The organism is Bacillus gobiensis (assembly GCF_001278705.1).
Lineage (GTDB): Bacteria > Bacillota > Bacilli > Bacillales > Bacillaceae > Bacillus > Bacillus gobiensis.
The window spans coordinates 3,852,664-3,877,040 of sequence record NZ_CP012600.1 but is presented as its reverse complement, the minus strand read 5'-3'; the positions used below and the strand labels follow the sequence as shown (position 1 = coordinate 3,877,040).

At 37.4% G+C, this 24,377-nt stretch carries 24 protein-coding genes and 2 pseudogenes; 10 read left to right on the top strand and 16 right to left on the bottom strand.

Annotated elements, in window-relative coordinates:
• Positions 1-100: 100 nt before the first annotated feature.
• A complete protein-coding gene (locus AM592_RS19480; protein WP_053605316.1) occupies positions 101-925 on the top strand; it encodes an aldo/keto reductase in 825 nt (274 codons plus the stop codon).
• Between the two features lie 64 nt (positions 926-989).
• On the opposite strand, the pseudogene AM592_RS25400 reads toward AM592_RS19480, so the two are convergent.
• Positions 990-1,127 (bottom strand): annotated as a pseudogene (locus tag AM592_RS25400) (hypothetical protein); the annotation flags it as partial.
• Positions 1,128-1,884: 757 nt separating this feature from the next.
• Between AM592_RS25400 and AM592_RS19470 the strand changes: the two are divergent.
• Positions 1,885-2,415 (top strand): CPBP family intramembrane glutamic endopeptidase, encoded by a 531-nt coding sequence (locus AM592_RS19470; RefSeq protein ID WP_225970283.1) that lies wholly within the window; start codon positions 1,885-1,887, stop codon positions 2,413-2,415.
• Positions 2,416-2,466: 51 nt separating this feature from the next.
• Here the strand turns inward: AM592_RS19470 and AM592_RS19465 are convergent, their stop codons facing one another.
• The 3 genes from AM592_RS19465 to AM592_RS19455 form a co-directional block, all read right to left on the bottom strand.
• Positions 2,467-3,951: a glycoside hydrolase family 68 protein gene (locus AM592_RS19465; protein ID WP_053605314.1), complete on the bottom strand. Its 1,485-nt coding sequence runs from the start codon at positions 3,949-3,951 to the stop codon at positions 2,467-2,469.
• 1,086 nt (positions 3,952-5,037) lie between these two features.
• Entirely contained in the window at positions 5,038-6,480 is a 1,443-nt protein-coding gene (locus AM592_RS19460) for a glycoside hydrolase family 68 protein (RefSeq protein ID WP_053605313.1), read from the bottom strand.
• 841 nt (positions 6,481-7,321) lie between these two features.
• Positions 7,322-7,744, bottom strand: a complete 423-nt coding sequence (locus AM592_RS19455; RefSeq protein WP_053605312.1) for a VOC family protein — start codon at positions 7,742-7,744, stop codon at positions 7,322-7,324.
• 158 nt (positions 7,745-7,902) lie between these two features.
• Between AM592_RS19455 and AM592_RS19450 the strand changes: the two genes are divergently transcribed.
• The gene (locus tag AM592_RS19450; protein WP_053605311.1) at positions 7,903-8,868 is read left to right on the top strand and encodes a helix-turn-helix transcriptional regulator; all 966 of its coding nucleotides are present in this window, start codon (positions 7,903-7,905) and stop codon (positions 8,866-8,868) included.
• Here the strand turns inward: AM592_RS19450 and AM592_RS19445 are convergent.
• Both AM592_RS19445 and AM592_RS19440 read right to left on the bottom strand, forming a co-directional pair.
• Positions 8,863-9,327, bottom strand: coding sequence for a hypothetical protein (locus AM592_RS19445; RefSeq protein ID WP_053605310.1), 465 nt, complete (start codon positions 9,325-9,327; stop codon positions 8,863-8,865). The two genes, AM592_RS19450 and AM592_RS19445, sit on opposite strands and share 6 nt — an antisense overlap.
• 4 nt (positions 9,328-9,331) lie before the next feature.
• The gene (locus tag AM592_RS19440) at positions 9,332-9,808 is read right to left on the bottom strand and encodes a glycine-rich domain-containing protein (protein ID WP_148564352.1); all 477 of its coding nucleotides are present in this window, start codon (positions 9,806-9,808) and stop codon (positions 9,332-9,334) included.
• A 301-nt stretch (positions 9,809-10,109) separates the two neighbouring features.
• Between AM592_RS19440 and dpsA the strand changes: the two genes are divergently transcribed.
• Both dpsA and AM592_RS19430 read left to right on the top strand, forming a co-directional pair.
• Positions 10,110-10,997: a dipicolinate synthase subunit DpsA gene (dpsA, locus tag AM592_RS19435; RefSeq protein WP_053605308.1), complete on the top strand. Its 888-nt coding sequence runs from the start codon at positions 10,110-10,112 to the stop codon at positions 10,995-10,997.
• Between the two features lie 67 nt (positions 10,998-11,064).
• The gene (locus AM592_RS19430; protein WP_053605307.1) at positions 11,065-11,361 is read left to right on the top strand and encodes an RNA polymerase alpha subunit C-terminal domain-containing protein; all 297 of its coding nucleotides are present in this window, start codon (positions 11,065-11,067) and stop codon (positions 11,359-11,361) included.
• Between the two features lie 90 nt (positions 11,362-11,451).
• On the opposite strand, the gene AM592_RS19425 is transcribed toward AM592_RS19430, so the two are convergent.
• The gene (locus AM592_RS19425) at positions 11,452-12,183 is read right to left on the bottom strand and encodes a MerR family transcriptional regulator (RefSeq protein WP_053605306.1); all 732 of its coding nucleotides are present in this window, start codon (positions 12,181-12,183) and stop codon (positions 11,452-11,454) included.
• Between the two features lie 225 nt (positions 12,184-12,408).
• Between AM592_RS19425 and AM592_RS19420 the strand changes: the two genes are divergently transcribed.
• A complete protein-coding gene (locus AM592_RS19420) occupies positions 12,409-13,230 on the top strand; it encodes an alpha/beta fold hydrolase (RefSeq protein WP_053605305.1) in 822 nt (273 codons plus the stop codon).
• Positions 13,230-14,084, top strand: a complete 855-nt coding sequence (locus tag AM592_RS19415) for a sugar phosphate isomerase/epimerase family protein (RefSeq protein WP_053605304.1) — start codon at positions 13,230-13,232, stop codon at positions 14,082-14,084. Before AM592_RS19420 ends, AM592_RS19415 begins: the two co-directional genes overlap by 1 nt.
• 799 nt (positions 14,085-14,883) lie before the next feature.
• Here the strand turns inward: AM592_RS19415 and AM592_RS19405 are convergent.
• On the bottom strand, positions 14,884-15,732 hold the full coding sequence (locus tag AM592_RS19405) for a YitT family protein (protein ID WP_053605302.1): 849 nt from the start codon (positions 15,730-15,732) through the stop codon (positions 14,884-14,886).
• The gene (locus AM592_RS19400; protein ID WP_053605301.1) at positions 15,732-16,736 is read right to left on the bottom strand and encodes an asparaginase; all 1,005 of its coding nucleotides are present in this window, start codon (positions 16,734-16,736) and stop codon (positions 15,732-15,734) included. The genes AM592_RS19405 and AM592_RS19400 overlap by 1 nt, the downstream gene beginning before the upstream one ends.
• A gap of 165 nt (positions 16,737-16,901) precedes the next feature.
• Between AM592_RS19400 and AM592_RS19395 the strand changes: the two genes are divergently transcribed.
• The 3 genes and pseudogenes from AM592_RS19395 to AM592_RS19385 all read left to right on the top strand — a co-directional run bounded on the left by AM592_RS19395 (position 16,902) and on the right by AM592_RS19385 (position 19,382).
• Positions 16,902-17,231 carry a helix-turn-helix domain-containing protein gene (locus AM592_RS19395; RefSeq protein WP_053605300.1) on the top strand — a complete coding sequence of 110 codons (330 nt, stop codon included), beginning with the start codon at positions 16,902-16,904 and terminating at the stop codon, positions 17,229-17,231.
• Positions 17,232-18,121: 890 nt separating this feature from the next.
• A pseudogene (locus AM592_RS19390) lies at positions 18,122-18,697 on the top strand (NAD(P)H oxidoreductase).
• 217 nt (positions 18,698-18,914) lie between these two features.
• Positions 18,915-19,382 carry a nuclear transport factor 2 family protein gene (locus AM592_RS19385; protein ID WP_053605299.1) on the top strand — a complete coding sequence of 156 codons (468 nt, stop codon included), beginning with the start codon at positions 18,915-18,917 and terminating at the stop codon, positions 19,380-19,382.
• A gap of 39 nt (positions 19,383-19,421) precedes the next feature.
• Here AM592_RS19385 and AM592_RS19380 read toward each other — a convergent pair whose 3' ends face one another.
• The 7 genes from AM592_RS19380 to AM592_RS19355 all read right to left on the bottom strand — a co-directional run bounded on the left by AM592_RS19380 (position 19,422) and on the right by AM592_RS19355 (position 24,219).
• Positions 19,422-19,748 (bottom strand): winged helix-turn-helix transcriptional regulator, encoded by a 327-nt coding sequence (locus AM592_RS19380; RefSeq protein ID WP_225970282.1) that lies wholly within the window; start codon positions 19,746-19,748, stop codon positions 19,422-19,424.
• Positions 19,749-19,954: 206 nt separating this feature from the next.
• A complete protein-coding gene (locus AM592_RS19375) occupies positions 19,955-20,674 on the bottom strand; it encodes a phosphotransferase (RefSeq protein WP_053605298.1) in 720 nt (239 codons plus the stop codon).
• A gap of 138 nt (positions 20,675-20,812) precedes the next feature.
• Positions 20,813-21,742, bottom strand: coding sequence for a nucleoside hydrolase (locus AM592_RS19370; protein ID WP_053605297.1), 930 nt, complete (start codon positions 21,740-21,742; stop codon positions 20,813-20,815).
• A gap of 469 nt (positions 21,743-22,211) precedes the next feature.
• Positions 22,212-22,496, bottom strand: coding sequence for a dihydrofolate reductase family protein (locus AM592_RS24815; protein WP_225970410.1), 285 nt, complete (start codon positions 22,494-22,496; stop codon positions 22,212-22,214).
• Positions 22,484-22,720, bottom strand: a complete 237-nt coding sequence (locus AM592_RS24810) for a dihydrofolate reductase family protein (protein ID WP_225970281.1) — start codon at positions 22,718-22,720, stop codon at positions 22,484-22,486. The genes AM592_RS24815 and AM592_RS24810 overlap by 13 nt, the downstream gene beginning before the upstream one ends.
• An 81-nt stretch (positions 22,721-22,801) precedes the next feature.
• Positions 22,802-23,677, bottom strand: a complete 876-nt coding sequence (locus AM592_RS19360; RefSeq protein WP_053605296.1) for an alpha/beta fold hydrolase — start codon at positions 23,675-23,677, stop codon at positions 22,802-22,804.
• Between the two features lie 62 nt (positions 23,678-23,739).
• A complete protein-coding gene (locus AM592_RS19355) occupies positions 23,740-24,219 on the bottom strand; it encodes a MarR family winged helix-turn-helix transcriptional regulator (protein ID WP_225970280.1) in 480 nt (159 codons plus the stop codon).
• Positions 24,220-24,377 lie beyond the last annotated feature (158 nt).

Genomic DNA, 24,377 nt, shown 5'->3' with positions numbered 1-24,377 from the left:
TAAATAGCTAAACGTATAACAGCCCGAAGCACATTGTATGACAATACAATCAAAAACTCGATATACTATTTAAGAATCAAACGACAAGGAGTGCTTTCAAATGGATTTCGTTACATTAAATAATGGTCTAAAAATGCCCCAGCTCGGATTTGGTGTATGGCAAGTAGAAGATGATCAAGCTACAACTGCCGTAGAAAAAGCAATTGAAGTTGGTTATACCTCTATTGATACAGCTATGATTTACAAAAATGAAAAAGGGGTCGGAAAAGCGATCAAGAATGCGTCTGTTCCTCGCGAAGATTTATTTATTACGACAAAAGTATGGAACAGCGATCAAGGCTATGACAACACATTACGGGCATTTGATGAAAGTCTTGAAAGGCTCGGACTTGATTATGTAGATTTGTATTTAATTCATTGGCCGACTCCTCAATTCGATGAGTACGTGGATACATACAAAGCGTTAGAAAAGCTTTATAATGATGGCCGCGTGAAAGCGATCGGTGTTTGTAATTTTGATATTGAGCATTTGGAACGTCTTTTTGCCGAATGCGACGTAAAGCCTGTTTTGAACCAAGTGGAATGCCATCCATATCTTGTGCAAAATGAGTTGAAAGACTTCTGTGCCAAACACGATATCTTTGTAGAAGCATGGAGTCCGTTAGACCAAGGCGGCGATGTTCTTAAAGATGAGGTCGTTCAAGAGATTGCTGATACGCATGGCAAAACAGCAGCTCAAGTTGTGCTTCGCTGGCACTTGCAAAACAATACGATCGTCATTCCTAAATCTGTAACACCTTCACGAATTGAAGAAAACTTTAATATATTTGATTTTGAATTAACAGCTGATGAAATGGATAAGATTAATAAGCTTGACAAGAACCAACGCAAAGGTCCTAAGCCAAGCGAAATGAACATGCGATAATATAACCAAACAAAAAGAAGCGCCGTTTGAGCGCTTCTTTTTGTTTAAGAATTTTCTTGTCTCTCTACTTCTCCAATAAAGATAACACCCATTTACACCAGGAAATTTCCTCTTTTTCGAGTCTTAGTCTCCTCTTAAAAAAAATATAGCGGCCAAAGTGTTTTGATGTAATGTCTTTTATACATTCATTTTTTATTGCTGCTTCTCTCGAGGTAAGATTGCCCTTGTGATTTTGTCAGGCCTTGTTTCCGGGTTGAATAATGCTTTATTCACTACTCATGCCATGGAATCATCACCTTATGCCAGGAGTGTAACATCAGTTGTTTATAATTTTGTCCGTTGGTTTGGTGCGGGGTTAGCGCCCATCTTATCGGGTATATTCGGTGAGATGTTATTCCCTCAAGCATCATTTGGTATTTCCGGAATTCTCGTATTTGTTGGCTTCCTGCTTATGCTCGTACCGATTAAACAAACTTTTATAAAAAAATCCATCACAGCAGCATACAGAAACGGAGTAAAGTTTTTTTGAGAATACTATAAGTATAAGGCAGCTCATAATCAACTTGTGCAGGAAAAATAACGTGGAAAATTATAGTATTATGGTATAGTATTAAATTAATAATCTAGATGCAGCGCTCTTGGGGGGTTCGTTCCCCCATCCATTATAATAGATTTTTTTGGAGCTAAGTCTTAGGGAGGCAGCGAATATAAAGCATAAAAAAACCATTTCATTATGTTTATTTGCAGCATTACTTATTTTTCTTCAAACAAACAACTACCTTCTTTTAAGTATTTGGGGCGTTTGTGCAGTTTATCTTTTCGTTACTTCAGATAAGCTTTTGCGACTATTTGTTCTTACGAGCATACTATTCGGCATCGGTTTTTTTACATATTTGCAAGTGAATTCCCAATTAAAACTCGAACCAAGGGAATTGCATATATTTCTAAACAGGTTGTCATTGTTTTTTATTTTACTTCCGTTATTCGCATTCTCTTTCTTCTACAAAGTCCCGTTCGTACGGTATTGGAAAAAACCGCAATGGAATGAGTTTATTTGCTTCCCTTTTATCTGGTCGGGTTTTCACCAAACAAAAGTTAAATCATTTCTGCTCATTGCGTTAACGATCAATTTTTTCATCTTTCTTCCATTTATTATTCTAAATGGATGGTCATTTATTCAAGAAGTTTGGTTATTAACGATCATATTTACTATTACAAACGCAGTGCTTGAAGAGCTTGTATGGAGAGGCGCTCTTCTTAGCCGTTTTTCAGAGCAGTTAGGGGAAAGATGGGCAGTTGTGATTACAAGTTTAGGCTTTGGATTGCAGCATTATTCGCTCGGATTTCCATGGAGTGTCTGTATTGGTTTTACTCTTGGCGGGTTGTTTTATGGAGGAATTACGATCAAATCCGGAAGTATTTTCCCTTCATTAATTTGGCATATGGTATTAAATGTTCTTATGGTTTTTAGCGGTTTCATATTTTCATAAAGAAAAATGCCGAACGATGTCGGCATTTTTCTATTCCAAGTATTTCAGGAATTACTTTTTGTCTTGGCTGTCTACTGTTATTTGACCTTGTTCCAAGATGCTGTCTTTTTCAATTGAAGTATTTGAACCTTTAATGTTCAGCAAGAAGCTTGGGCCAAAAGTAGTGTGGCGGTCTTCGAACTGACCTTTGTTTACCATGTAATTTGTAACTACGAATTTATCACTATTCTTTTGTGGAATGACAAAGTGAGCGTAGTTAAATGTAACATCGTTTTTGTCAAGTCTGTGGTGCAATACGATTCCAGTATCATTTAAAGGCTTGTATTTACCAGTTAGGGATCCTGATGAATAACCAAACATGTAAATGTCTTTATCATCGATTCCGTCAATCGTCATTTTAGATCCTCTAGCACTTGTAAATAGGTACCATTTGCCATCCTTTTTAAAGATGTTAGCACGTTCGATTTCATCAGTGATTGTGTTAGATGTGATTAATGGTTCCATTTCTTTTTTCAACGTATAATCGTCGTTAATTTCAATAATACCTAGTGCACCATTAGCCATTTCTGCTAAATGTTTTTTATCACTTTGAAGCAATTTGCTCTTTTCAGCTTGGAACGCATCTTTTTTCATACCATAGTAAGCTCTATTGAATAGAGAATCTTCGCCTTGGTAACCATATTCAGTTCCAGTATTTGCTTCAAACACAAGATATTTACGGCCTTTATCTTCAATATAATGAGGGTCTCTTAAAGTATGGTTATCGCCAGAATTATAAGCTCCAGCATCGATAAATCCTTGAACATTTTGATAAATTTTGCCGTCTCCACCATCGTAGATAGATTTGTGATCTTCTACACCATCAACTTGGATAGTTCCAGCATTTGGTTCTGATACATTGACTTGAGCAGTAGTTAATGTTTGTTTACCGTAACCAGTACCGCCATCTTGAGGAGCACCAGAGAAATCAGTATAGAATAAGCGTAGTTCGCCGTCAGATGTTAAAGTTGCAGAACCTGACCACTCTTGAGTTTGATATTTTAGATGTGGATCATTTGGTTTGAATTTATCAGCATCGTCAAATACTCTACCAGCATTTTTCCAGCTGTCTAGAGAATTTTCGCCAGCTTTTTTATAGAATAAGTAAATAAACGCTTCGTTTGGATCTTTAGGGTTTCCAGCTAAAGTAAATAGAAGATGATATCCATTGTACTCTGCTACTGTGCCATCAGCATTTTGCAGCGGCCAGCTATCCCATACATCTAATTCTGTAAAGTTGCCATTCTTATCGTATCCTTGTGCAGTAGGGATGTTTCTGATTGAATCGGCATCGAATTTCGGTACTTCAAAACGTGCATTGTCATGCTGTTGAGGAAGTTTAAGCATATCGGAACGAGTGATATGAGAAATTCCATAGCTTTCATTGTGATCTCTGCTTTCTGCTTCTTTCGCAAAAGCTTGAGTTCCGCCTCCTACTAGCAACGCTGTAGTAAAGGTTAATGCTGTTGCTTGTTTCACAAACTTGTTGATCTTCATAAATTCCTCTCCTTTTAATGACGTATCTAAAAAATTGAAAATGATAATTTCTCAATCTTTCAGATCATGAAACTTCCTCGTGTTATGTATTAGATTATTAGATTTTTTTGCTAACTTAATAAAATCCTCCCTAAATTGATAACTGCCAATCAAGACTGCAAATTGTACCGTAACATTCCCCACTAAAATAGAACGAATATCTAAATAATAAGTTCATGAGGCCTGGCCAGTTTAAATGTTTCATATGTACTTATTTGCAAGTGAATTTATTAAGTCAGAAACCGATTAGGGGGAAAATAATCTCCTAAAATCTAAATATCAGACACGATTTTGCTTCAACCCAAGATTAACTGGATAATTTCTTTGAGTCAAATCGATCAAAGGTCACAAGATTCAACTTTTATTCATTTTCAATACTATATAACTACGACTATTGTTATAGATTTAAATGTTTTATTAATCTCATGTTAATTTTACTATAACAATTTCTTTAGTTTCTTTCTCTATTTATCCAGCACTGAAAAAAGGTCGTTTTTTATACATAATTTAGATTTTACAACTATATTTTTTATGCGGTTACAACGAACGTTTGACTATTTAAAGATTTAATCGAATCAAAAATACGTAAAAAATAACATTTTTAATTGTTTTTATACATTTAATATTCGTCTTTAAGATTATCTATAAATATTTTTGAATATCATTTCTACCCTTAAAGGTTAAAAAAAGCAAAGGTTTTCATAATTTCACATAATCATTTTTATGGCATTATTTTTGTAAATAAACCACAGGATAAAAGTATTATATTGAAAAATGGGTCGATAAGCATACGAAAACTTATCTAGTATTGTAATATTCGTAAAAGTAAACCCTTTCATTTCCAAGAAACTATGTGACATTATAAGCCATCTAGTTACTTCGTACATCATCTAATGATGCTACAATAGTCATTAATATTCTCATTTGCCATCAGGATATTTTCTTAGGCAGCAGTTAACATTTAAACAAAAAAGAAAATGTCGGTATATAACCGACATTTTCTCCAGGATATTCCACCAGCCCACTACATATTATCCTTAATTTTATTTACTTCTTTTTGCCTTCACCATCAACTGTTACTTGTCCTTGTTCCAAGATGCTGTCTTTTACGACAGATGTTTTTGATCCTTTAATGTTCAGTTGGAAACTTGGAGCAAAGGTAGATTGATGGTCTTCAAAATACCCTCTATTGGTCATGTAGCTTGTGACAACAAAATTATCACTATTCTTTTGCGGAATTACAAAGTGTGCGTAATTCCAAGTAATGTCTTTAGGATCAAGTCTATGGTGCAGTACCATTCCTGTATCATTTAAAGGTTTGTATCCTTCAGATAAAGAATTTGACACGTAGCCAAACATGTAAATATCTTTAGCATCAACACCGTCAGTAGTCATTTTAGATCCTCTAGAACTTGTGAACAAGTACCATTTGCCATTCTTTTTAAATACATTGGCTCTTTCAATTTCATCAGTTACAGTATTAGATGCAATCAACGGTTTCATTACTCTCTTTACAGAATAATCGTCATTGATTTCAATAATTCCAAGTACTCCGTTTGCCATTTCTGCTAAATCCTTTTTATCACTTTGCAACAATTTCGTTTTTTCTGCTTGGAAGTATGCTTCGCTATTACCGTAGTAAGCTTTGTTATACAGAGATTCCTCTCCTTGGTAACCAACTTCTGTCCCAGTATTTGCTTCAAAAACAAGATATTTACGGCCATTGTCTTCAATATAGTGAGGGTCTCTTAATGTATGATTATCAGAATAATCTCCATTACCGAAAGCTTGCTCAACAGTTTGATAGTATTTCCCGTCTCCATCAAAGATCGTTTTGAAATCTTCTACACCATCAATTTTCAGCTGATCAGAATCTGGTTGAGATACATTGATTTTAGCTGTTGTTAAGGTTTGTTTACCAAATTGTCCAGCCTCTGGCTCCATTTTCTGACGGCTTGTATAGAATAAGCGAACATCACCTTCAGTTGTTAAGGTTGCAGAACCTGACCATTCTTCTGATTGTTTGTCTAGAATCGGATCGTTTGGTGCGTATTTATCATTTGGCTTAAATACTTTACCAGCGTTTTTCCAGTTCTCAATAGAATTGTCGCCTTTTTTCTTATAGAACATGTAAACAAATGTATCATTTGAATCTTTAGGGTTACCTGCCAAGCCAAAAACGATTTCGTAGCCTTTATATTCTGCCACTGTTCCATCAGCATTTTGAAGAGGCCAAGTATCCCATACATCTAATCCTTTTGCGGAAGGGATATTTTTGATTGATTTCTCATCGAATTTTGGAACTTCAAATTTTTCGTTGCCATGCTGTACAGGCAATTTACTCATATCCTCACGTGTGATATGAGAAATCCCATAGCTTTCATTGAAATCTTTGCTGTCCTTTTCTTGCGCAAAAGCTTGAGTTCCGCCACTGACTAATAAAGCTGTAGTAAAGGTTAATGCTGTTGCTTTCTTTACAAACTTGTTCATAAAATACCTCTCTCTCCCTTAAATAATGTATCTAAAAAAATTGAAGATTCCCAATTTTCTTAGACCTGGAAACGGCCTCTGTGCTGAGTATTTAGATTTGTTTGCTAAAGTAATAAATGATTATTTCGATTTGTGCTGCAAATTGTACATTACTAACTTTATATAGAAGATATGTGATCAAAACTTTTCAATGTAAAATGTACAGCTTGCATTTGAATTTATTAAATTAGCAGAAGGGTGGAAAAAATCATCTTTGAATCTAAATATCAAACACGACTTCGTTTCAACCAAAGATTAACCTGTTACATTATCCGCGTCAATTCGATCAAATGTAACAAAATTCGACGTGTTTTTATTCTTAATTAGATTTATCCGTGTCGAAGGTCATAAGTAATTTTATTTTTATAACATACAAATTAATTTTATGAGACAAAAAGGTATCATCTTTATCTAATGCTTTAGCTTGTTAACTATTAATAAATGATAGATCTTTTTGATGTGAAAAGTCGGATCATCTAAACGGGTCTTTAATTACGTCTCTCATGATAAAATTCCCCCTATGTCTTAAGTAACTCTATAGTTTTAACATAACTCTTCACAACAAAGTAATCGTTTCCATGATTTGATATTGATATATTTTTTGTAATATTTTCGTCAAGTAGAGCAGGTGAAAAGATCTAGTTCAAAAAACAGGACTTTATTCATGAAAATTTCGTGTGTTATTTTGAAATTAGTCTGTAAGTTTCACATATTTTAGAAAAAAAGCCTGTTACTCACTAAAAAATTGCACTAAAATGAGCCCTGCTTTTTATGGCAGAGCTCTAATAATCGGAATATCCATTTAGCTTTTCTTCGTGAAAATTTGAAATTCTATACCAAACTTGTCTGTTATCACACCGTAAGCTGGGCTAAAATAGGCTTCTTGCAGGGGTGTGTTTACTTTGCCGCCTTGCTGCAATGATTCATAAAGTTTTTTCGCATTTTCCACTTCATTCGTTGTAATACAGATAGTCACTTTATTTCCACTTTGCAAAGGCTGACTTGGCAATTGATCGGCGACAAAAAGGTCAGTTTCACCAACTTTTAAAACAGCATGCGCCACGTAATCTTTTATATCTTCAGTTATTTGAAATCCAGGGTCTTCCGGCGCCTCTCCAAATGTTTGTTTAAATAGAAGTTTGGCATCCAAGGCATGTTCATAAAATCGGATCGCTTCATTAGCGTTTCCTTCCAGCATAATATAGGCATTTAATCGGGTTGTCATAATAAAACAGCTCCTTAGGTTTTATTTTTGATTTAAGCACTAATATTTCCACAGCAGATTGCAGGCGCCTCTCCCCTTTCACCTGCTAGATTACATTTAAAGTATAGCTTATAATGGTGACAAAGATTGTCATGAATAAAAAATAAAGGAGCCATGTGATGTCAAAATCGAAGAGGCTGTTGGAATTGATGATGACTATCAATAGAAAGAGGAAGTTTACAGTCAAAGAGCTTGCCCAAGAGTTTGGTGTATCAACAAGGACAATATTGCGAGATTTGCAGGAATTGAGTGAGTTAGGGGTTCCTTTGTATTCGGAAGTGGGGCCTCACGGCGGCTACCAGGTATTGAATGAAAGAATTCTTCCTCCCATCGCTTTTACCGAGGAAGAGGCTGTTTCCATATTTTTTGCGATTCATGCATTGCGTCACTATTTATTCATACCTTTTGAAACGGAAATCTCTTCTGTATTGAAAAAATTTTATAACTATATGCCTGGTGACGTCCGTGATCGGATTGACCAAATGAAGAATCGTGTTGATTTTCTCACTCCAATGAGACAATTGACTTCCCCCCATTTATCAATTCTGCTGGAAGCCGCCATATATCAAAAAGTTCTTCTTATTGAATACGAATCGAAAAAAGGAAAGTCAAGCAGGCAAATACAGCCGATTGGGATCTATGCAAGCAACGGGTTATGGTACTGTCCAGCTTATTGTTTCAGCCGAGGTGACTTTCGTATATTCCGGTGCGGCCGAATTCATTCAGCAATAAATGAAGCGTCCACTCCGGAGTCGATCGATCTTCATCATGTGAATTTAGAAAATAGGGAACTGTTTCTCCATGCGGATCAGGCGACTATCAGCGTTTATGCTGAACTAACCAAAGAAGGTATCAGGAGGTGTGAGTCTGAGATATGGCTTTCATCTAAACTGAACACTCGCAACGATGGCACTGGTTGGCTGGAGGGTAGCTTTTCAAAGCATGATATACCGTTTTTAGCGAAGTTTTTCATCGGCTTAGGAAATGAGGCCACAGTGAAAGATCCGCCTGAACTAATCAGTCAGATCAAGCGGATACTTCATGAGATATTGGCGAAATACGATTCAGTAACGAAACATTTATGAAGAACAGCTGCTGCAAGAGGAACAGGAGCTATCATGATGTGAATGATGATCGTTATCACCTGAATGACCGCCTGTAAAAATTGAATTACCTGCAACTTGTATCTGTTCCTCTGTCCCTAAATTGAATAGCTCTGTATCTTCTTCTGATAATTCACCCGATAAAAACAGGAAATACAAAAGGCTTAAGTCCATAGGCACATCCCGCGATCCTTCAAATTTATTACTTTTTCTTTTTATCGCAGAGAAACTATTATTAGCTTCTGATTTTATACGATCTATAAATGCTTCAAACGTCTTTTCCGCTTCCGGAATTGGTTGATCAACTAAATATTTCTTTTTTAAATCCTCCATAGAGCTTGAAGTGATCGATTGGACAAATGTGCGTCCTTCGCCTTCATTAAAAAAATTTCCCCAGATCGCAGGGGTTTTAGAATCCAGTTTAAATAATTGGATATACATGACCTCAAATTTTTCTCTCTTCCGGCTTGTGAACAGGCTCTCCATGAGGATTATGGTTTAGATGCTTCCCGATGAAACCATTGCTGAACATCTGGTATTCCTGCTCATAATCAAGCATAAGATGCCATAATTCATCAACGTTTTTATCAAACATTTCCACCTTTTTAAACACTGCCGCGAGGATAAAATACCGTTTAAGCTCTCTCCAGTACTCGTTTACCTTCTTTTGGCTCCAGTTTCTATGCCTCATTCGAAATTCTGTATTCACTTTTTCCATATAAGCATTTCTCAGCGCCCTATCTAATCTTTGAATTAATTCTTTATCCACTAAAGAGGTGGCTTCCACTTCTAATTTGTGAATTTCTGACTGGAATTCTCCAATGTATTTTTCTCTTCTGATCCGCGGCTGATTCTTTGATAAAATTAAAATAGTAATCACTACAATGGCAATAATTAAAATCCAACCAAAAAACTCCATCATTCTCCTCCTTAGAATTTCAGCTCTCCGCCTTTTATTTTACCAATATTTATATTATTCTACAAAGACTTTCCTGCCTTATTAAAGTGATTTCTCTCTAGCAGCAAGGGATATCAGCCCAAGTTTCCGATTTATCGTCCCATTCTTGAAATATATCCGACCATTGTTAAAATATTTCCACCCACTTTGGAAATATAATAAACTAAGTTCCAGGCAATTTTTTTATTGCGAATTCAGCTGATAGTATTGAATAAGAAATTGTATTTTTATATAGAAGAAACTCAACTTCAAAGGAGGAATAGATATGTTAAACGGCATGCATATTTTAATAGCAGGCGGCGATTCGAGACATATCGAATTGATAAAGAAACTAACAGGAGCAGATGCAAGAGTATTTCTGACAGGTTTTGAGGATTTACCATCTGAGTTCGAAAACGCAAGTAAAGTAAAGATAGATGACATCAATCTCAGTATAGTAGACAGCATTATCTTACCTGTCTCAGGTATACACGAAAAGGGTAAAGTTGAAGCAAGCTTCTCACAAAACGATGTATTTATCACTAAAGAAATCATATCTAAAACTAAAAATCATTGTGTTCTGTACTCTGGTATTTCCACTCCATACTTAGATGACATAGTGAAATCAACCAATAGAAGTCTGGTCACAATATTTGATAGAGATGATGTTGCCATTTTAAATTCGATCCCTACAGCCGAGGGTGCATTGAAGCTCGCCATCGAACATACTGATGTCACGATCCATGGATCTAACCTTTTGGTGTTAGGATTCGGCAGAGTTGGAATGACTGTGGCACGTACTTTTTCTTCTATCGGCGCAAAAGTGAAAGTATGCGTAAGAAACGCTGCTGATGCTGCCCGCATTACTGAAATGGGATTAGAGCCGCTTTTCTTCGACACTCTTGAAAAAGAGGTTTCTGCGAATGATATATGTATTAATACAATTCCAAAACAGGTACTCACTTCAAGCATAATTTCTAAAATGCCTGATCATACATTGATCATCGACCTTGCTTCCAAGCCTGGCGGAACCGATTTTCAATTTGCCCAAAAACAAGGAATTAAGGCATTGTGGGCGCTAGGTTTGCCAGGAAAGGTTGCTCCTAAGACGGCTGGGGAGATAATGGCCAATGTGCTTTTTGACTTATTGAAGGAACAAAAAATACAAAATTAATTCCTCCTAAATCAGCTGAAGTCATGTCAAAACTAATAAAATTCTTAAGAAAAAGGAGGCAGTTAAAATGACAACTTCAAAGAAAAGTTTAAGAACTTGCAACAAAGGACACCAATACTATAAGAGCAGCGACTGTCCGACCTGCCCGGTTTGTGAGGAAGAAAGGAAACCTGAAAGTGGATTTCTTTCACTTCTCTCAGCACCAGCCAGACGAGCATTAGAAAACAATGGGATAACCTCTTTACAACAGCTATCAAACTATAGTGAAAAAGAGATTTTACAATTTCACGGGATGGGATCCGCTTCTTTACCTAAGCTTAGGACTGCTTTGCAGACAAATGGGCTATCATTCAGACAAAAATAGACAATTGCATGACAATTGTCTATTTCACTAATCTCTAACTCCCTAATGCTAATGCGTATCGGGATCATCCAGGTCATTCTGGGACATAAATTATTCCATTACTTGCTGCCACTCTTCTTCTTCCTTTGAAAATGGAGAGGGAAACTTGTTTTCAAGTTCTTCTGCTTTCGTCATTTCCAATCCGCTGAATTCTCGCATCGCATCTTCACCAACAAAATCCAAGCTTGACTTGATATGTATAAATACTAATTCTTGTACCTCTGGATCATGAACGGGCTTTCCCATTAACCGTTTAACTTTTTTGCACAAATTGATAAATTCTTTATCTAATGCGACCAATTCTTCTTCAGGCTTATCGAATAACTGATCAACAACTTCCTTAGGCATATGCTGCCGAAGCAACAAGCGTTGTTCCTTCTCCGTCTGAAGATTATTGATTAAACTCATTAAAATAGCGCTATCCACCTCCCCTTCATCCTCTAAAAGAGTCATGATTCGGCCAATCGCTCTTAAAGCAGTCTCGAGATTCTCTTTTTGTTCCTCCATCGTCTTTTTTTGCATTAGCAACGTTTCGTTCAAGCTTAAATCAAAGCTTGACTTGTTGATCAAAACCCCTATTTCATCCAGACTATATCCTAAAAACTTGAGGCAGATAATCTTTTGCAGCGTTAGTACATCTTGATCTGAATATATACGATGTCCCGAGCTGGGATACTTTTCAGCTCTGAGCAAACCAATCTCGTCGTAATAATGCAATGTCCAAATGGACGTACCCGTCTTTTCAGAAAATTCACCGATTGAATAATTTTTACCATGGCTCATTTTCAATGCCCCATCCATTTTGTGTTAGCACAAGGTTACTTCGATCATACTACCTAACGCTACTGGAGGTGCAAGAGAAAACTTTCATGAATCTTCCATCAAATCACTGGGAAAAATGTATTAAGCTCCGTTTTCGTTTAACAACCTACACCGCAGGGTAGAGTAGCTGTGTGTTAATGGTTCAAAGCTATCATTTATTAGTATTAGAAAGCAGGTGATTTTAACATGCCGACCATTGAAACAAACGACGGCACGAACATTTATTATGAAGAGATGGGGAATGGCAGGCCCTTGCTGATGATCCACGGATGGGGCTTTTCCGGCCGTTTTTTCCACAGAAATGTTGAGTCGTTGGCAAAACATGCACGCGTAATCACAATTGACCTTCGCGGGCACGGTAACTCCGATAAGCCTTCACACGGATATCGGGTGCCGCGGCTGGCAAGAGACTTATATGATGTTCTTGCTGCCCTTGACCTACAGGATGTTACGGTTCTAGGCTGGTCGCTGGGCTGCCCTGTAATCTGGAGTTATTTCGAGCTGTTTGGGACAGAAAGGCTTAAACAGGCAGTGTTTGTGGAGCAGTCGCCCAGACAGTATTATGGGCTCGATTGGAAATATGCCCATGCAACCTGCTATGACGACGCATCATTCGCTTACACTAAAGCGCAGGTCGAAATGGATACCTCTAACTTTGACAAAAACCAGATCAAGACAATCATGGAGACTGAGCCAGCACAGGATGAGCGGGAAAGAATGCTTGCTGAGATGGCAAAAGCACCGGCATCTGCCCGGAACGCGATTATGTCCGACCATACCCGTTATGACTGGCGCGACCTGATTCCCGAAATCAACCTTCAGAGTTTGGTGATGGTGGCGCGTCAAGACAAAGTCTTCTCATGGCGGGGACCTGCTTGGGTCGGGGAGAATATTCCAAGTGCCCAGACAGTCTTTTTCGAGCACAGCAGTCACGCTCTGTTCCTCGATGAACCTGAAAAGTTCAACGATTCTGTGATCCAATTCATGTCTAACGAAGGAGGTATATGATGAACCCTTCTAAATTCCCTTTTTATTATGGAGTGAATGAATTTAGCACTCAGCCTTGGTCTTTTGAAGAGGATGTGGCGCACTATTCCCGGCTCGGTGTGGAAGCCATCGAGGTATGCGAGTCAAAACTGGATCCAGATCGTATGAGCAGCCAGCTGGAGCTTCTTGCTGACGCCGGCTTAACGGTGAGTTCAGTTCAGCCGAAGGTGCGGACTATGACACCGAGTGCAGATCAGCCCCAGCCTGTTGGACGCGAAGAGCGATTGAAAAGCTTCCGCCAATCGATTGAGCGCATCGCCCCTTATGCACCAGGTGCGGTGTTCGTCACGAATACCGGACCGGCAACAGGAGGGAACATGGCAGATACGATCCGCCAGGTCATAGCCGATCACCAGGAGCTTGCCAGCATTGCCGACTACCACGGAGTAAAAATCGGACTCGAACCATTAAACCCAATATTGCTCAACTTGGAAACAGCGATCTGGACTTACAAGCAGGCACAGGATATTATTCAAGAGATCGACAGGGACAATGTCGGCATTTGCCTTGACCTATGGAACGTTTGGCAAGATGATCACCTCATCGAGGGCATCAAGTCTGAACCAAAACATGTCTTCTTACTGCAGGTCAGCGATTGGCGGACGCCACAATCAAGTGCCGACCGGCGAAGTGTAGGAACCGGAGAAATCCCTACCGGCAAGCTTCTTCACAGTGTCTATGATGCAGGCTACCGAGGTCCTTGCGTGCTTGAGATTTTCTCGCATAACGTACCCGATTCTCTTTATGACACCGACTTGGATAAGCTGATCGTAGATAACCGAGCAGCACTCGAGCTAGCTTGGATATCTGGTTGAAAGTAAAAGGAGAAAATAGTGATATCCGCCATCATACTTCGTAGCAGCGAAAAAATGTTTAAATGAAAAACCGCAGAAGATAGCATAATGGACATGCTGCTTCTGCGGTTTTTTTGGATTAATTTTAAAATAGATTCTAAAGATAGATATTTAGTTTGGTTCTGACACGGGGGAAGATTTCTCTGCAAAATTGAAAAAAGGTAAGTATTATATTAAAGTGAAAAATGCAAATAACATGAATCTTGATAACTACTATAACTTTACTATTGAAACCTTAAAATAAGGAGGGCATTAAATGAGCACCAAAATAAGTTTTAAGTACCCGTTGATAATATTGGCATTTTTATTATCCTCTCTTCTAATACAATTATTAAGTTTTCAAAATAGTGTTCCTGCTAATCTAACCTTTATTTTTCTTATAGGTGTTTTAATATATTTCGGCAAAAAATTTAAATTACACCTTAAAGAAAATTAAAATTTCATTATTACTTCTCATTATTTTGTTTTTTTTAGCACTAGACTATTTAACTTATGCTCTTACTAGTTGATTTGGATCATTAGCGGGAATTGTGTAAATAACCCGGATTCACTTTACGACAAGGACTTAGATAAGCTGACAGCACCCGAGCAGGCTTGAATATCCGTCTGAAAGTAAAAGGAGAAATCTATCCGGAAAATTTCCTGTTTGTAATTTCCGCCATCATATCTATGCGGAAGACAAAAAATTTTCAATTTGAAAAACCGCAGAAGCACAGCATAATGGACATGCTGTTTCTGCGGTTTTTTTATGATAAGAACTCTAGGTACTGTGCCTAAATTGGTTATGAATTACTTCGGTATCTCCGTGAACTGTGATAAATGCACTCTCATCAATTCGACTAATATACTTTCTCAGTTTCATAAACTCGCGACGATTTACAACGGTATGAATCACCTCTTTTTGTTCGTTGGTGAAAGCGCCTTTTGCGGAATAAACAGTCGCACCTATGCCTAATTCGTTTGTGATAAATGACTTAATTTGATGACAATGCTGGCTGACAATTACAGCTTCCTTTCGATTGCTGAATTGTTTAGCAAAATAATCGATAAGGGCACCACGAAAAACAATACCAAAAATGGCATATAGACTATTCTCTAAGCCAAAGGCAGCAACGGACAAAATAGCAATAGAAAAGTCAAACATAAGAACTGATTTCCCAATATCAACCGAGAAATATTTATTCACAATCATTCCTAATAGATCCATTCCGCCTGTTGAGGCGTTCTGACTGAATACAATCACCAAACCAAATGCGGCAATGATGGTACCTATCACAATTTGAATGAGTTTATCATCCGAAATGGGACCGGAAAGCTGAAATATATTCTCCATTCCCCAGACCATGAGGGATGAAGCTAAACTTGCGTAAATAGTTTTGATTCCAACCTCAAACCCAAGAAAAAAGAACCCTATCGCAAAGAGTATGACATTTAAGATGAGCATCAAAAGGCCAATAGGCAGATTAGGAAAGAAAGAATGCAGCACAATGGTTAAGCCGCCTAAACCACCTGCAGCAAACTCATTTGGTGCAAGGAAAAGATAGATATTAAATGAGACTAGAAAAATACCAATATTAAAAATAAGAAATCTAAGAATCTTCCCCACCATTAACTATCCCATTCCTCTGACAGATCACAGCAGATTGGTGTTTCGACAATCTGTTTCACTTCTTTCGGCTGATTCGCTTGTCCTAATGCCCACATCAGTTTCGGTATGACAGCCTCAGTGTTCATATCGCCTGAAACAATGATATTGTAGTTCGCAGCTTTTCGCCCTACTTCATATAAATAGATATCCTGACCTTCTTCCAAACATTGAGTGGATATTAAAACAGCGATCCCGACTTCTGTTAATTCCTTAATTTTAGGGAGGAGGTTTCGTCCTTCAAAGGGTAATCCGCCATTCCCAAAGCTCTCGATCACGACTCCTTTGTAATTCATTTTAATAAAATCAAAAATGTCAGGATTTACACCTGGATAAAGCTTTAACAAAAAGACTTCTGCACATAATTTCGTATCAATCTGAAAGGGTTTATCCGTTTTTTCCGGTTTCCAATAGTATTCCACAGTCTGATTGTTTATTGATGCTACATACGGATAATTAATACTTTCAAAAGCATCGTAACTTTTCGTTCTAATTTTCACAGCACGTGTACCGATAATGACTCGGCCATCAAACACGACAAAGACACCGCCTATATTTTCTTGGGCAAAAAGCAGCGCGTCTCTGACGTTCTTTTTAGCATCTGTCTTTTTAAAGCTTAAAGGAACTTGTGATCCTGTTAGGATGACAGGTTTTCCTAAGTTTTGAAGCATATAAGACAGCGCAGCTGATGTATAACCTAAAGTGTCTGTACCGTGTGTGATTATGAAACTATCATAATCATCATAATGGACAGCAATTGCCTCAGCAATTTCAACCCAATTTTCAGGCTGCATATTGGTACTATCTTTATTCATCAAGATTTTACACGTCACGTCAACTGGTGAGTCATCATTATTATATTGAAAATATTGACGCAATTCGGTAGCAGATAAACCAGGAACAAGGCCATCATCACTAGTTACTGACGCAATAGTTCCACCTGTAGCCAAGAGTAGAATTTTTTTCATGAGGAACCTCTTTCTATATATTAAAAATTCGCGTATTGTGTTCTTATGGAGTACATTATACGTCTAAATCGGTGAAAAAATCAATGTTTGTACGCGTAATGAGTACTTTTATCTTTTGGATAAAAAAGAGCCATGGTATAATGTAGCAAGCGGAGGTAGAAAATCGTGCTTAAACAATTGGAACAGTTAAGAAAAAGGAATAATTGGTCTCAGCAGGATGCGGCTGACCGTTTGGGGATTGCGAAAAGTACTTATGCCGGGTATGAATCGGGGTATCGACGTCCCCCATTACAAGCTCTTATTCAAATTGCCAATCTATTTGAAGTATCGATCGATCATTTATTCGGCCGCGAGTGTCAACCTACAATTGAAATCACCGATATGCTTTATAATGAAAAACAATATCTTTCGATAGATAACGTCCCGTTGGATTCGGATGAATTATGTGAATTCATTGCCTTTATTCGGGTTAAGCGGGGGATAAGAACGGAATAAGATGATACGCACCTTAATAGTTTTCTATTACAATCTACTTTTCAATAAACACCTCCCTAAACTTGGAAGGTGTTTATTCTTATTTCCTCAACGCATATAAGAAAATACATATATGAAATGTATAACGAACTTACGAGTTTGTTTCGCGGAATATTCAGCTTTTTGCCATTTAAGTCTAAATCAAGACGATAATTGACTTTCTATCATAGATTTAAATATAAATAGCCCCAAAATATAACAAAAATAATATATGATGTACGAAGTGTAATTTGATATATACGACTTTCTTTATCTTTTAGTAAGAATTCATCCACAATAAAATATAAGAATGCCACTAAAATTGAAAAAAAGCTCATACCAAATAATAAAAAAATAAAAATAATAGCGAACAATAATGCAAAGAAAATATAAACAATAAATTTTAATGCTTTCTTATTTTCAGGTAGTTTTTTAATTAGAAATTCAGTAAATAATGCAATTGGCTAAGCATAGAAAAAACACCGAAAAACATTACATAAGATACCAATAGGAAGCTTTCAAGTATACTCTTACTTGAATGAAAATCAGTGTTCACGAACTCAGTAGGACTTATTATAAAAAATACGATGAAACATGAGATCCAATATGTAGCTATAGACACCTTTAGTTTATGTAACAGCATTTTACCTCCTAATAATAAACTTTTATAACTTTATAAATTTGGTTTTTAATCCCTCTACTACTTCTTCTCCATTTTAATTATTCGGACTTCTCTTAGCCATAAAATTTTGTTGACATTAACACTAGTGTCATGCTTTAGAATTTGATTTGACAAAAAAACAGCCAAGAGGCGCCCACTATCTCGACAAGGTTGCGGAACCTACTCGGCAAAGAGGAAGGTGTGTACTAAAATGAAAGTATTAACGGTTGTCACGCATCCCAGAACAAACTCTTTGACCTTTGCGGCTGCGGATCGATTTGTACAAGGTCTTACAGACGCAGGTCACGATACAGAGGTGTTGGATCTGCATCGCAGCGGCTTTGATCCAGTATTACGAGAAGCTGACGAACCTGATTGGACTAATGCTAATAAAAAATATTCTCCTGAAGTTGAAGCTGAGATCGAACGAATGAAGTAGCACGATGCGCTCGCGTATATTTTCCCGCTTTGGTGGTACTCCATGCCTGCCATGCTTAAAGGGTATATTGATCGCGTATGGAACTACGGTTTTGCGTATGGCTCAAGCAAGCTTCATCACCAGAAAGTATTGTGGCTTAGTCTGGCTGGTGCTTCACCTGAGCATCTGGAGAAAAGGCAATACGACAAAATGATCTCTCATTTCCTCAATGTTTCTTTGGCTAATTACGCAGGCATTCCGAATTCAAAGGTTGAATTTTTATATGAAACTTTAGACGGGAAACCCGAACATACGGAAAACCTGCTGACGCAAGCTTATAATCTAGGGTTAGGCTTTGCTGAAAATTAACAAAATAGGATCAGGCTGCCGATGTAAACGGCAGCCTGATTCTTGCTTTCAAAGCATAAATTCTTTTAACTTCTCAATACTATTCGCTACACTTAGCTTTACTATTATAAAGTTAGGTTAAAAATTTGCCTTCTTTGAAACGTGTTTTCATGTTGATATATTTTATAAATGTAATATCAAATATCGTATTTATTTATCTCTTAGGAGGGACAAGTCGATGACAGAAGAAACTGCAGTAAACAATTTGTTATCAAGATATGTTAGAGCTACTGATGCAAGAGACGGTGAATCTTTAGCTCTCTTATTTACAGAAGATGCCTTAATAGAAACTTATGATAACTACAATAATCAACGAGTTAAAGTAGGAGAGATGACAGGAGCTGCTGAACTAGTACAACTATTTAAAACACTAATGCCAGACCATCCTGAAGGTGGCTGGAGCCATCATGCTACGATGGATCGCATAGTAGAAATTAAAGAAAATGAGGCAACAATTGATGCTCAGTTCGTCATGTTTTCAGTTCAAGCAAATAATGAGTTAGTGGATAAAGATACACCAAGAGGAGGTTCGATTACTCCTAGGGAAAGTGGATACTATCAAACGAAATTAAAAAAATTTAACGATACTTGGAAGATTGTACATCATAAAATACTTCTTGATTACATTAATAATCCTGCAATATAAAAGAATAAACCCACTTTTCATTGTGCAGAAAAGTGGGTTTTATTCTTTTATCTCCCATTTATCATTCCAGTCCTTCATTTGTTGAAGTATCCTTCCAAAATCTTTCCCCTTTAGTGTAAGTTCATATTCTACTGTTGCAGGAACAGTAGGATAAACCGTACGGATAAGCATACCTTTCCCTTCCAAAAATCGAAGGGTATCCGTTAATGCTTTCGTGTTTACATTACCTAAGGAACTCTTTAGTTGGTTAAATCTTTTTATATCATTCATTAGTAACTCTATAATCACATAATAAGTCCATTTTCCCTTTAAAAGTTGAACGGCACTATGAGCTGATTCGATGCAATTTATTTGTTCTTTGTCCAACGATTTCAACATCCTCATAAGTTAAGTAAAGATCAATATCTAATTAGACTGCCATAGTTTATTAATTTTATCAACTAATAGGAAAGTGTTTTAATATGTAGTTTGAAGTAAAGTTTGGCTGAAAAAACCGATTTTATAAAAAAGTAGCATTGATGGAATGAAAGGTGCAGTTCATTCTCAAACATCATTCAGTTCTTCTTTCATTCTCAAACATCATTCAGTTCTTCTATTAAATAGTTTATGATTCTAGCTCTTTCCTGTGTATCTTGTTTGTCAAATGAAAGTTGTTCAATAAATTCCCATATATCCTCCAATTTACGTCTTCCTTTGTAAAACTGCATAGCATTGGAGTTGATTTTATAATTCTTATGGGATTTCTGATAGATGCTTGAAAATATATCATAGTATGGCTTGTCTATTAAGAACATTAAATCAGCTTCAACGGGGGCTAATTTCAACCCTTCCCAATCGATCAAAATCAGTTGTTGTTCTGATTGCATAAGATTCCAATTGTGAAGGTCTGTGTGGTACAAGACCATTCTTAAATGACTGTTTTTCAAACATAAAGACAGCTTTTCAACAGTATCAATCAGATGATTAATTTGTTCAATGTGTGGGGGAGCCACTATTTCCCTTACATCATTTGGGATATCTCCATAATCCTTGTCCAATGTATTCCTCAGCTGTTGCAAAAATGGTACATAAAAATCTTCTTTCACAGAATTCGTGTGAATTGGTATTTCTTCTCCAAATAAATGAAGCTCTGTTATGATTTCTGAGAGTTGGCAAACTTGATCCTCGGTTAGGGCTTGATCACCAATTGTTACTCCATCAATGTATTCATAAAGCAAATAAATTCCATCATCATCTTCCCACTTATATTCACCATTCTTTGTTAAAAAAGGTACAGAAATTTTCCCTTTCAAGTCACTATTATTTATTAGCCAAAACGCCTCTTCTTATAAGGGAGTACTTTATGGTTATCCTCGAGATGCACTTGTTTCTACAAACATCTTAAGCTTATCTTTTTCTCTTAACTACCCATGCCTAAAATTGATTAAAATTCAGATGATACACTTAAAGAAATCATTCATAAATTTTTCAGTATCTACTTGGATACAAACTTCTGTATTAGGCGTATCCGGGGTTTTTCGATATAAATCTTCAATCGTTCTCCCTATTCCATCTTCCTCTGTATCTATTTGAATATGGATCGGTATTGTTTTCACTAAATCAGGAAATTTAGCTACTCCAACTGCCAATGGATCATGTAAAGCACATCCCTTTAAATAAGGATGTAGTTCTTTATAAGCATCTAGATAGAACTGAGTAAAATCAGCGAAAAAACCAGAAACTTCAGTATCCTTACTTCTCCATTTTCCAACATCCTCTTCAGTCAATAAAGTTTTTCTCGTTACATCTAAACCAACCATAGTTATAGGCAAATCGGATTTAAATACAAAATCTGCTGCATGAGGATCAATTCTATAATTTGCCTCTGCATATTTACTAACATTGCCTGGAGTAGTCAGAGCCCCTCCCATTGTTACTACCCTTCCAACTAGTTGAACAATTTCCGGATCTTTTTTGACAGCCTTAGCTAAGTTAGTTAAAGGCCCTGTTACAACCAGAGTTAATTCTTTTTTAAATTTATGAATCTGTTCTATTATATAATCTACGGCATGCGTGGAAGGACAATCTTCTAGATCATATTCTTTAACTGACCCTAACATATTTCCTAACCCATCCATTCCATGAATTTTACCATCATATTCCTTTTCTAGTATAAGAGGCTTCTCAGATCCTCTCCAAACACCAACGTTACTATTTAACATAGACAAAATTGTTTTTGTGTTGCGAAAAGTATAGTCTACTGGTGCCATCCCATAACAAGCAGTGATGCCCAGCAATTCAATTTCAGGTGAATTTATTGCATAACCAATTGCTAGTGCGTCGTCTATTCCCGTATCACAATCTAATATAATTTTAACCATATCTTCCCCTCTTTCTAAGTAGCTTACTTCATTAAGCACACAAAATTTTTCACTTATAAGCTAACTAGAAAATCTAATATTCAGAATAAAAAGTTTTATGTTGTTTCTTTCATTGTATTTAATAAAAACTTCCAAGTCATTATTTATATCATACAAACTTCTTGTTTTTGTTTAGATAATATTAATAAAAGAAATCTACTCTCTCATCATAATAAGAACGTAACATAAAGAATGAACTCTATCACTTATTTTTCTAAAATTATATAAAATTCACCGTATTTTAGTCATCTGCATTTTGAAAGCTTGGGGTTAGTCCCCTGACTATGAAGGACGATAGTGAACTTGTACACTTAAAAAATTATTTTGAACACAAATAACCGACTACCTGTACATTTAGGAGTCGGATGTTATTCTTAGCCGCTGAGGCATCCTGATATGGGTATTGGACATTTTTATCGAAATAGAATTATTAATGACTTACCGAGTAGTGCAACTGAACGACACCGCCGCCAAGGGACTTGAAATCCAACAACTGAACATCCTTATATTGGTAGTTGGCTGTATCAAGCAAAAGGTTGAGTCCCTTCCCCTCCAAAACAGGCGCAACATTGAATATTACTTCGTCAACTAGTCCTTGCTCCAAAAAAGCATTGTGCAGATCAGCACCGCCCGTTAGAAGGGCTGTTCTATGTCCTTTTTCTTGTAAGTAGTTTAAGGCGTCTTGCGGGGACTCTACAACCTTTACTCCAGGAATTTCTTTGACACTCTTAGAGAGAACAACAATGTCAAGATCGGCAAACGGAGAAGGCCCTCCTCCACCTGCACTCCCTCGAACGTCCGGCGTCCAACGATGAAGTTACCAACAGCTTTGGCTTGGGTTGCAAAATCGTCTAACACTTCCTTTTTGGGCGGATTTTCTGGGCTGGACTGCGCATAGTTACCGTTAGCAGTTAATGTTGCCCAAAGAATTGTTTTCATATTACTCCTCCTATTTTTCTAATATAAATATACAAAGTTACCTTACAGAAAACGTGATTATTCAGCCTCACCTCCTTCATATCACGACGTTCTTTCAAGAACTCTTCGAATCGAAGCTGCCACTCTATCTGGTCGATCCTCTTGCACGTAGTGAGAGGCGTCACTCAGTGGCTCGGTTTCATTCATTTTGAGGTATCTCTGCCATTTTTCCATTTCTTCAAGCGGAAAACCTGCGCTATCTTTCATACCCCAGAGGATTTGGGCGGGTAAATCAGATAGCTCGGGTAGTTTAGATTCAATTTCCGCGAGCCAAGATCGGGCTTTCCGAATCTGTCTGGGGAAGATCCATGTTTGTATTCTTGATTTAGGTGTTGGGAAAGGATCGGTATATGCCTTTCTCAAATTTTCCGTGACTTTGTCAGAATGGTAAATCCCGTGTGGAACAATGGTTTTGGCGAAGAAGTTTCGCTGAGTCTGAAGCAAGTATCCGAAGGGCAATCCCCCCATCGCCATAGAAAAAATCTTCATTGGCAGAAGAGTCGCAGGCCAGGCCCAGGTGTTCATTAAGACGATGCCGCGTAAGTTTTCCCTGTTCCGAACCGCGTAGTTAAATCCGATCGGTCCTCCCCAATCCTGGACTACTAAAACAAAATTCTTTAGGTCCAAACGACGAATAAAATCATTGACTGCATCCGATTGCTCTTGTGGCGTAAAACGATAGTTGGAAGGTGCTTTTGACATACCAAACCCCGGGTAATCTAAAGCGATAAGACGAAAATCGCTGCGCAGTTCCTTAATTATATTTCGATAGAGGTAAGACCAAGTGGGATTCCCATGAAGGAGAAGAACTGTCGGCCCTTGTCCTTCGTCAATGTAATGAACGTATCCGTCGCGATAAGGCAGCCAATGATCCTTGAATGGGTATTCCGTAGAATCCACTTCAAATGGTCTTTTCATATCTGTTCACACCCCTTTGTCTTGAAAAATGTTTGCCCATCCCTTGATTCTATTGATAGCTCTTATAGCTCCTTCTCCCTTTGGCGAACCTGTTCGCTAACGTTGTTCAGCATCTTTTTCAGCAGAGAAAGCATAAGCTTATATTCCTCGTCATCCATGCCAGTCCGGCTTTTTCTACTGATATCATGCAATGTTGCCTGAACCTTCGGTAAAACCGCTCTACCTGATTCCGTCAAGTAAAGTAAGCTATAACGCTTATCGGCGGGATCTGTTTCCCTTTTTACATACCCTTCTGCCTCCAGTTTTTTAATCGCCTTTGCCGTCGTTGTCTTGTCAATTAGAAGCTTCTCGCTTAACGCTTTTTGCGAAATCCCTTCTTTTCTCGCAATCGTTAACAAGAAAATATACTGCCCGCTTCCAATTCGATATGGCTGAAGCTGAGCAGAAATTAGGATTTGCATATGACGGTAAATAGCAGAAATGTACATGCCAGGCGGCGCCCCAGCGCTCTCGCTTGAAAGCTTAATCTTATTGTTGTCCACTAAAACATCACCTCCAATAGGATGTCATTGCAACTAATTACAGTATATTTAAAATAGGATGTCATTGCAACTATTATTGGAAAAGTCCCATGTTTTCAGCGCCGCTTGCAAACCTTAAATACTATCTAAAAAAAGAGAAGGAGCTGTCACATATGTTA

Bases quoted from the DNA above. Each gene is read 5' to 3' on its own strand.
- AM592_RS19480 (WP_053605316.1), top strand. From the start codon at position 101: ATGGATTTCGTTACATTAAATAATGGTCTAAAAATGCCCCAGCTCGGA.
- AM592_RS19465 (WP_053605314.1), bottom strand. From the start codon at position 3,951: ATGAAGATCAACAAGTTTGTGAAACAAGCAACAGCATTAACCTTTACT.
- AM592_RS19460 (WP_053605313.1), bottom strand. From the start codon at position 6,480: ATGAACAAGTTTGTAAAGAAAGCAACAGCATTAACCTTTACTACAGCT.
- AM592_RS19455 (WP_053605312.1), bottom strand. From the start codon at position 7,744: ATGACAACCCGATTAAATGCCTATATTATGCTGGAAGGAAACGCTAAT.
- AM592_RS19450 (WP_053605311.1), top strand. From the start codon at position 7,903: ATGTCAAAATCGAAGAGGCTGTTGGAATTGATGATGACTATCAATAGA.
- AM592_RS19445 (WP_053605310.1), bottom strand. From the start codon at position 9,327: ATGTATATCCAATTATTTAAACTGGATTCTAAAACCCCTGCGATCTGG.
- AM592_RS19440 (WP_148564352.1), bottom strand. From the start codon at position 9,808: ATGATGGAGTTTTTTGGTTGGATTTTAATTATTGCCATTGTAGTGATT.
- dpsA (WP_053605308.1), top strand. From the start codon at position 10,110: ATGTTAAACGGCATGCATATTTTAATAGCAGGCGGCGATTCGAGACAT.
- AM592_RS19430 (WP_053605307.1), top strand. From the start codon at position 11,065: ATGACAACTTCAAAGAAAAGTTTAAGAACTTGCAACAAAGGACACCAA.
- AM592_RS19425 (WP_053605306.1), bottom strand. From the start codon at position 12,183: ATGAGCCATGGTAAAAATTATTCAATCGGTGAATTTTCTGAAAAGACG.
- AM592_RS19420 (WP_053605305.1), top strand. From the start codon at position 12,409: ATGCCGACCATTGAAACAAACGACGGCACGAACATTTATTATGAAGAG.
- AM592_RS19415 (WP_053605304.1), top strand. From the start codon at position 13,230: ATGAACCCTTCTAAATTCCCTTTTTATTATGGAGTGAATGAATTTAGC.
- AM592_RS19405 (WP_053605302.1), bottom strand. From the start codon at position 15,732: ATGGTGGGGAAGATTCTTAGATTTCTTATTTTTAATATTGGTATTTTT.
- AM592_RS19400 (WP_053605301.1), bottom strand. From the start codon at position 16,736: ATGAAAAAAATTCTACTCTTGGCTACAGGTGGAACTATTGCGTCAGTA.
- AM592_RS19385 (WP_053605299.1), top strand. From the start codon at position 18,915: ATGACAGAAGAAACTGCAGTAAACAATTTGTTATCAAGATATGTTAGA.
- AM592_RS19370 (WP_053605297.1), bottom strand. From the start codon at position 21,742: ATGGTTAAAATTATATTAGATTGTGATACGGGAATAGACGACGCACTA.
- AM592_RS24810 (WP_225970281.1), bottom strand. From the start codon at position 22,720: ATGAAAACAATTCTTTGGGCAACATTAACTGCTAACGGTAACTATGCG.
- AM592_RS19360 (WP_053605296.1), bottom strand. From the start codon at position 23,677: ATGAAAAGACCATTTGAAGTGGATTCTACGGAATACCCATTCAAGGAT.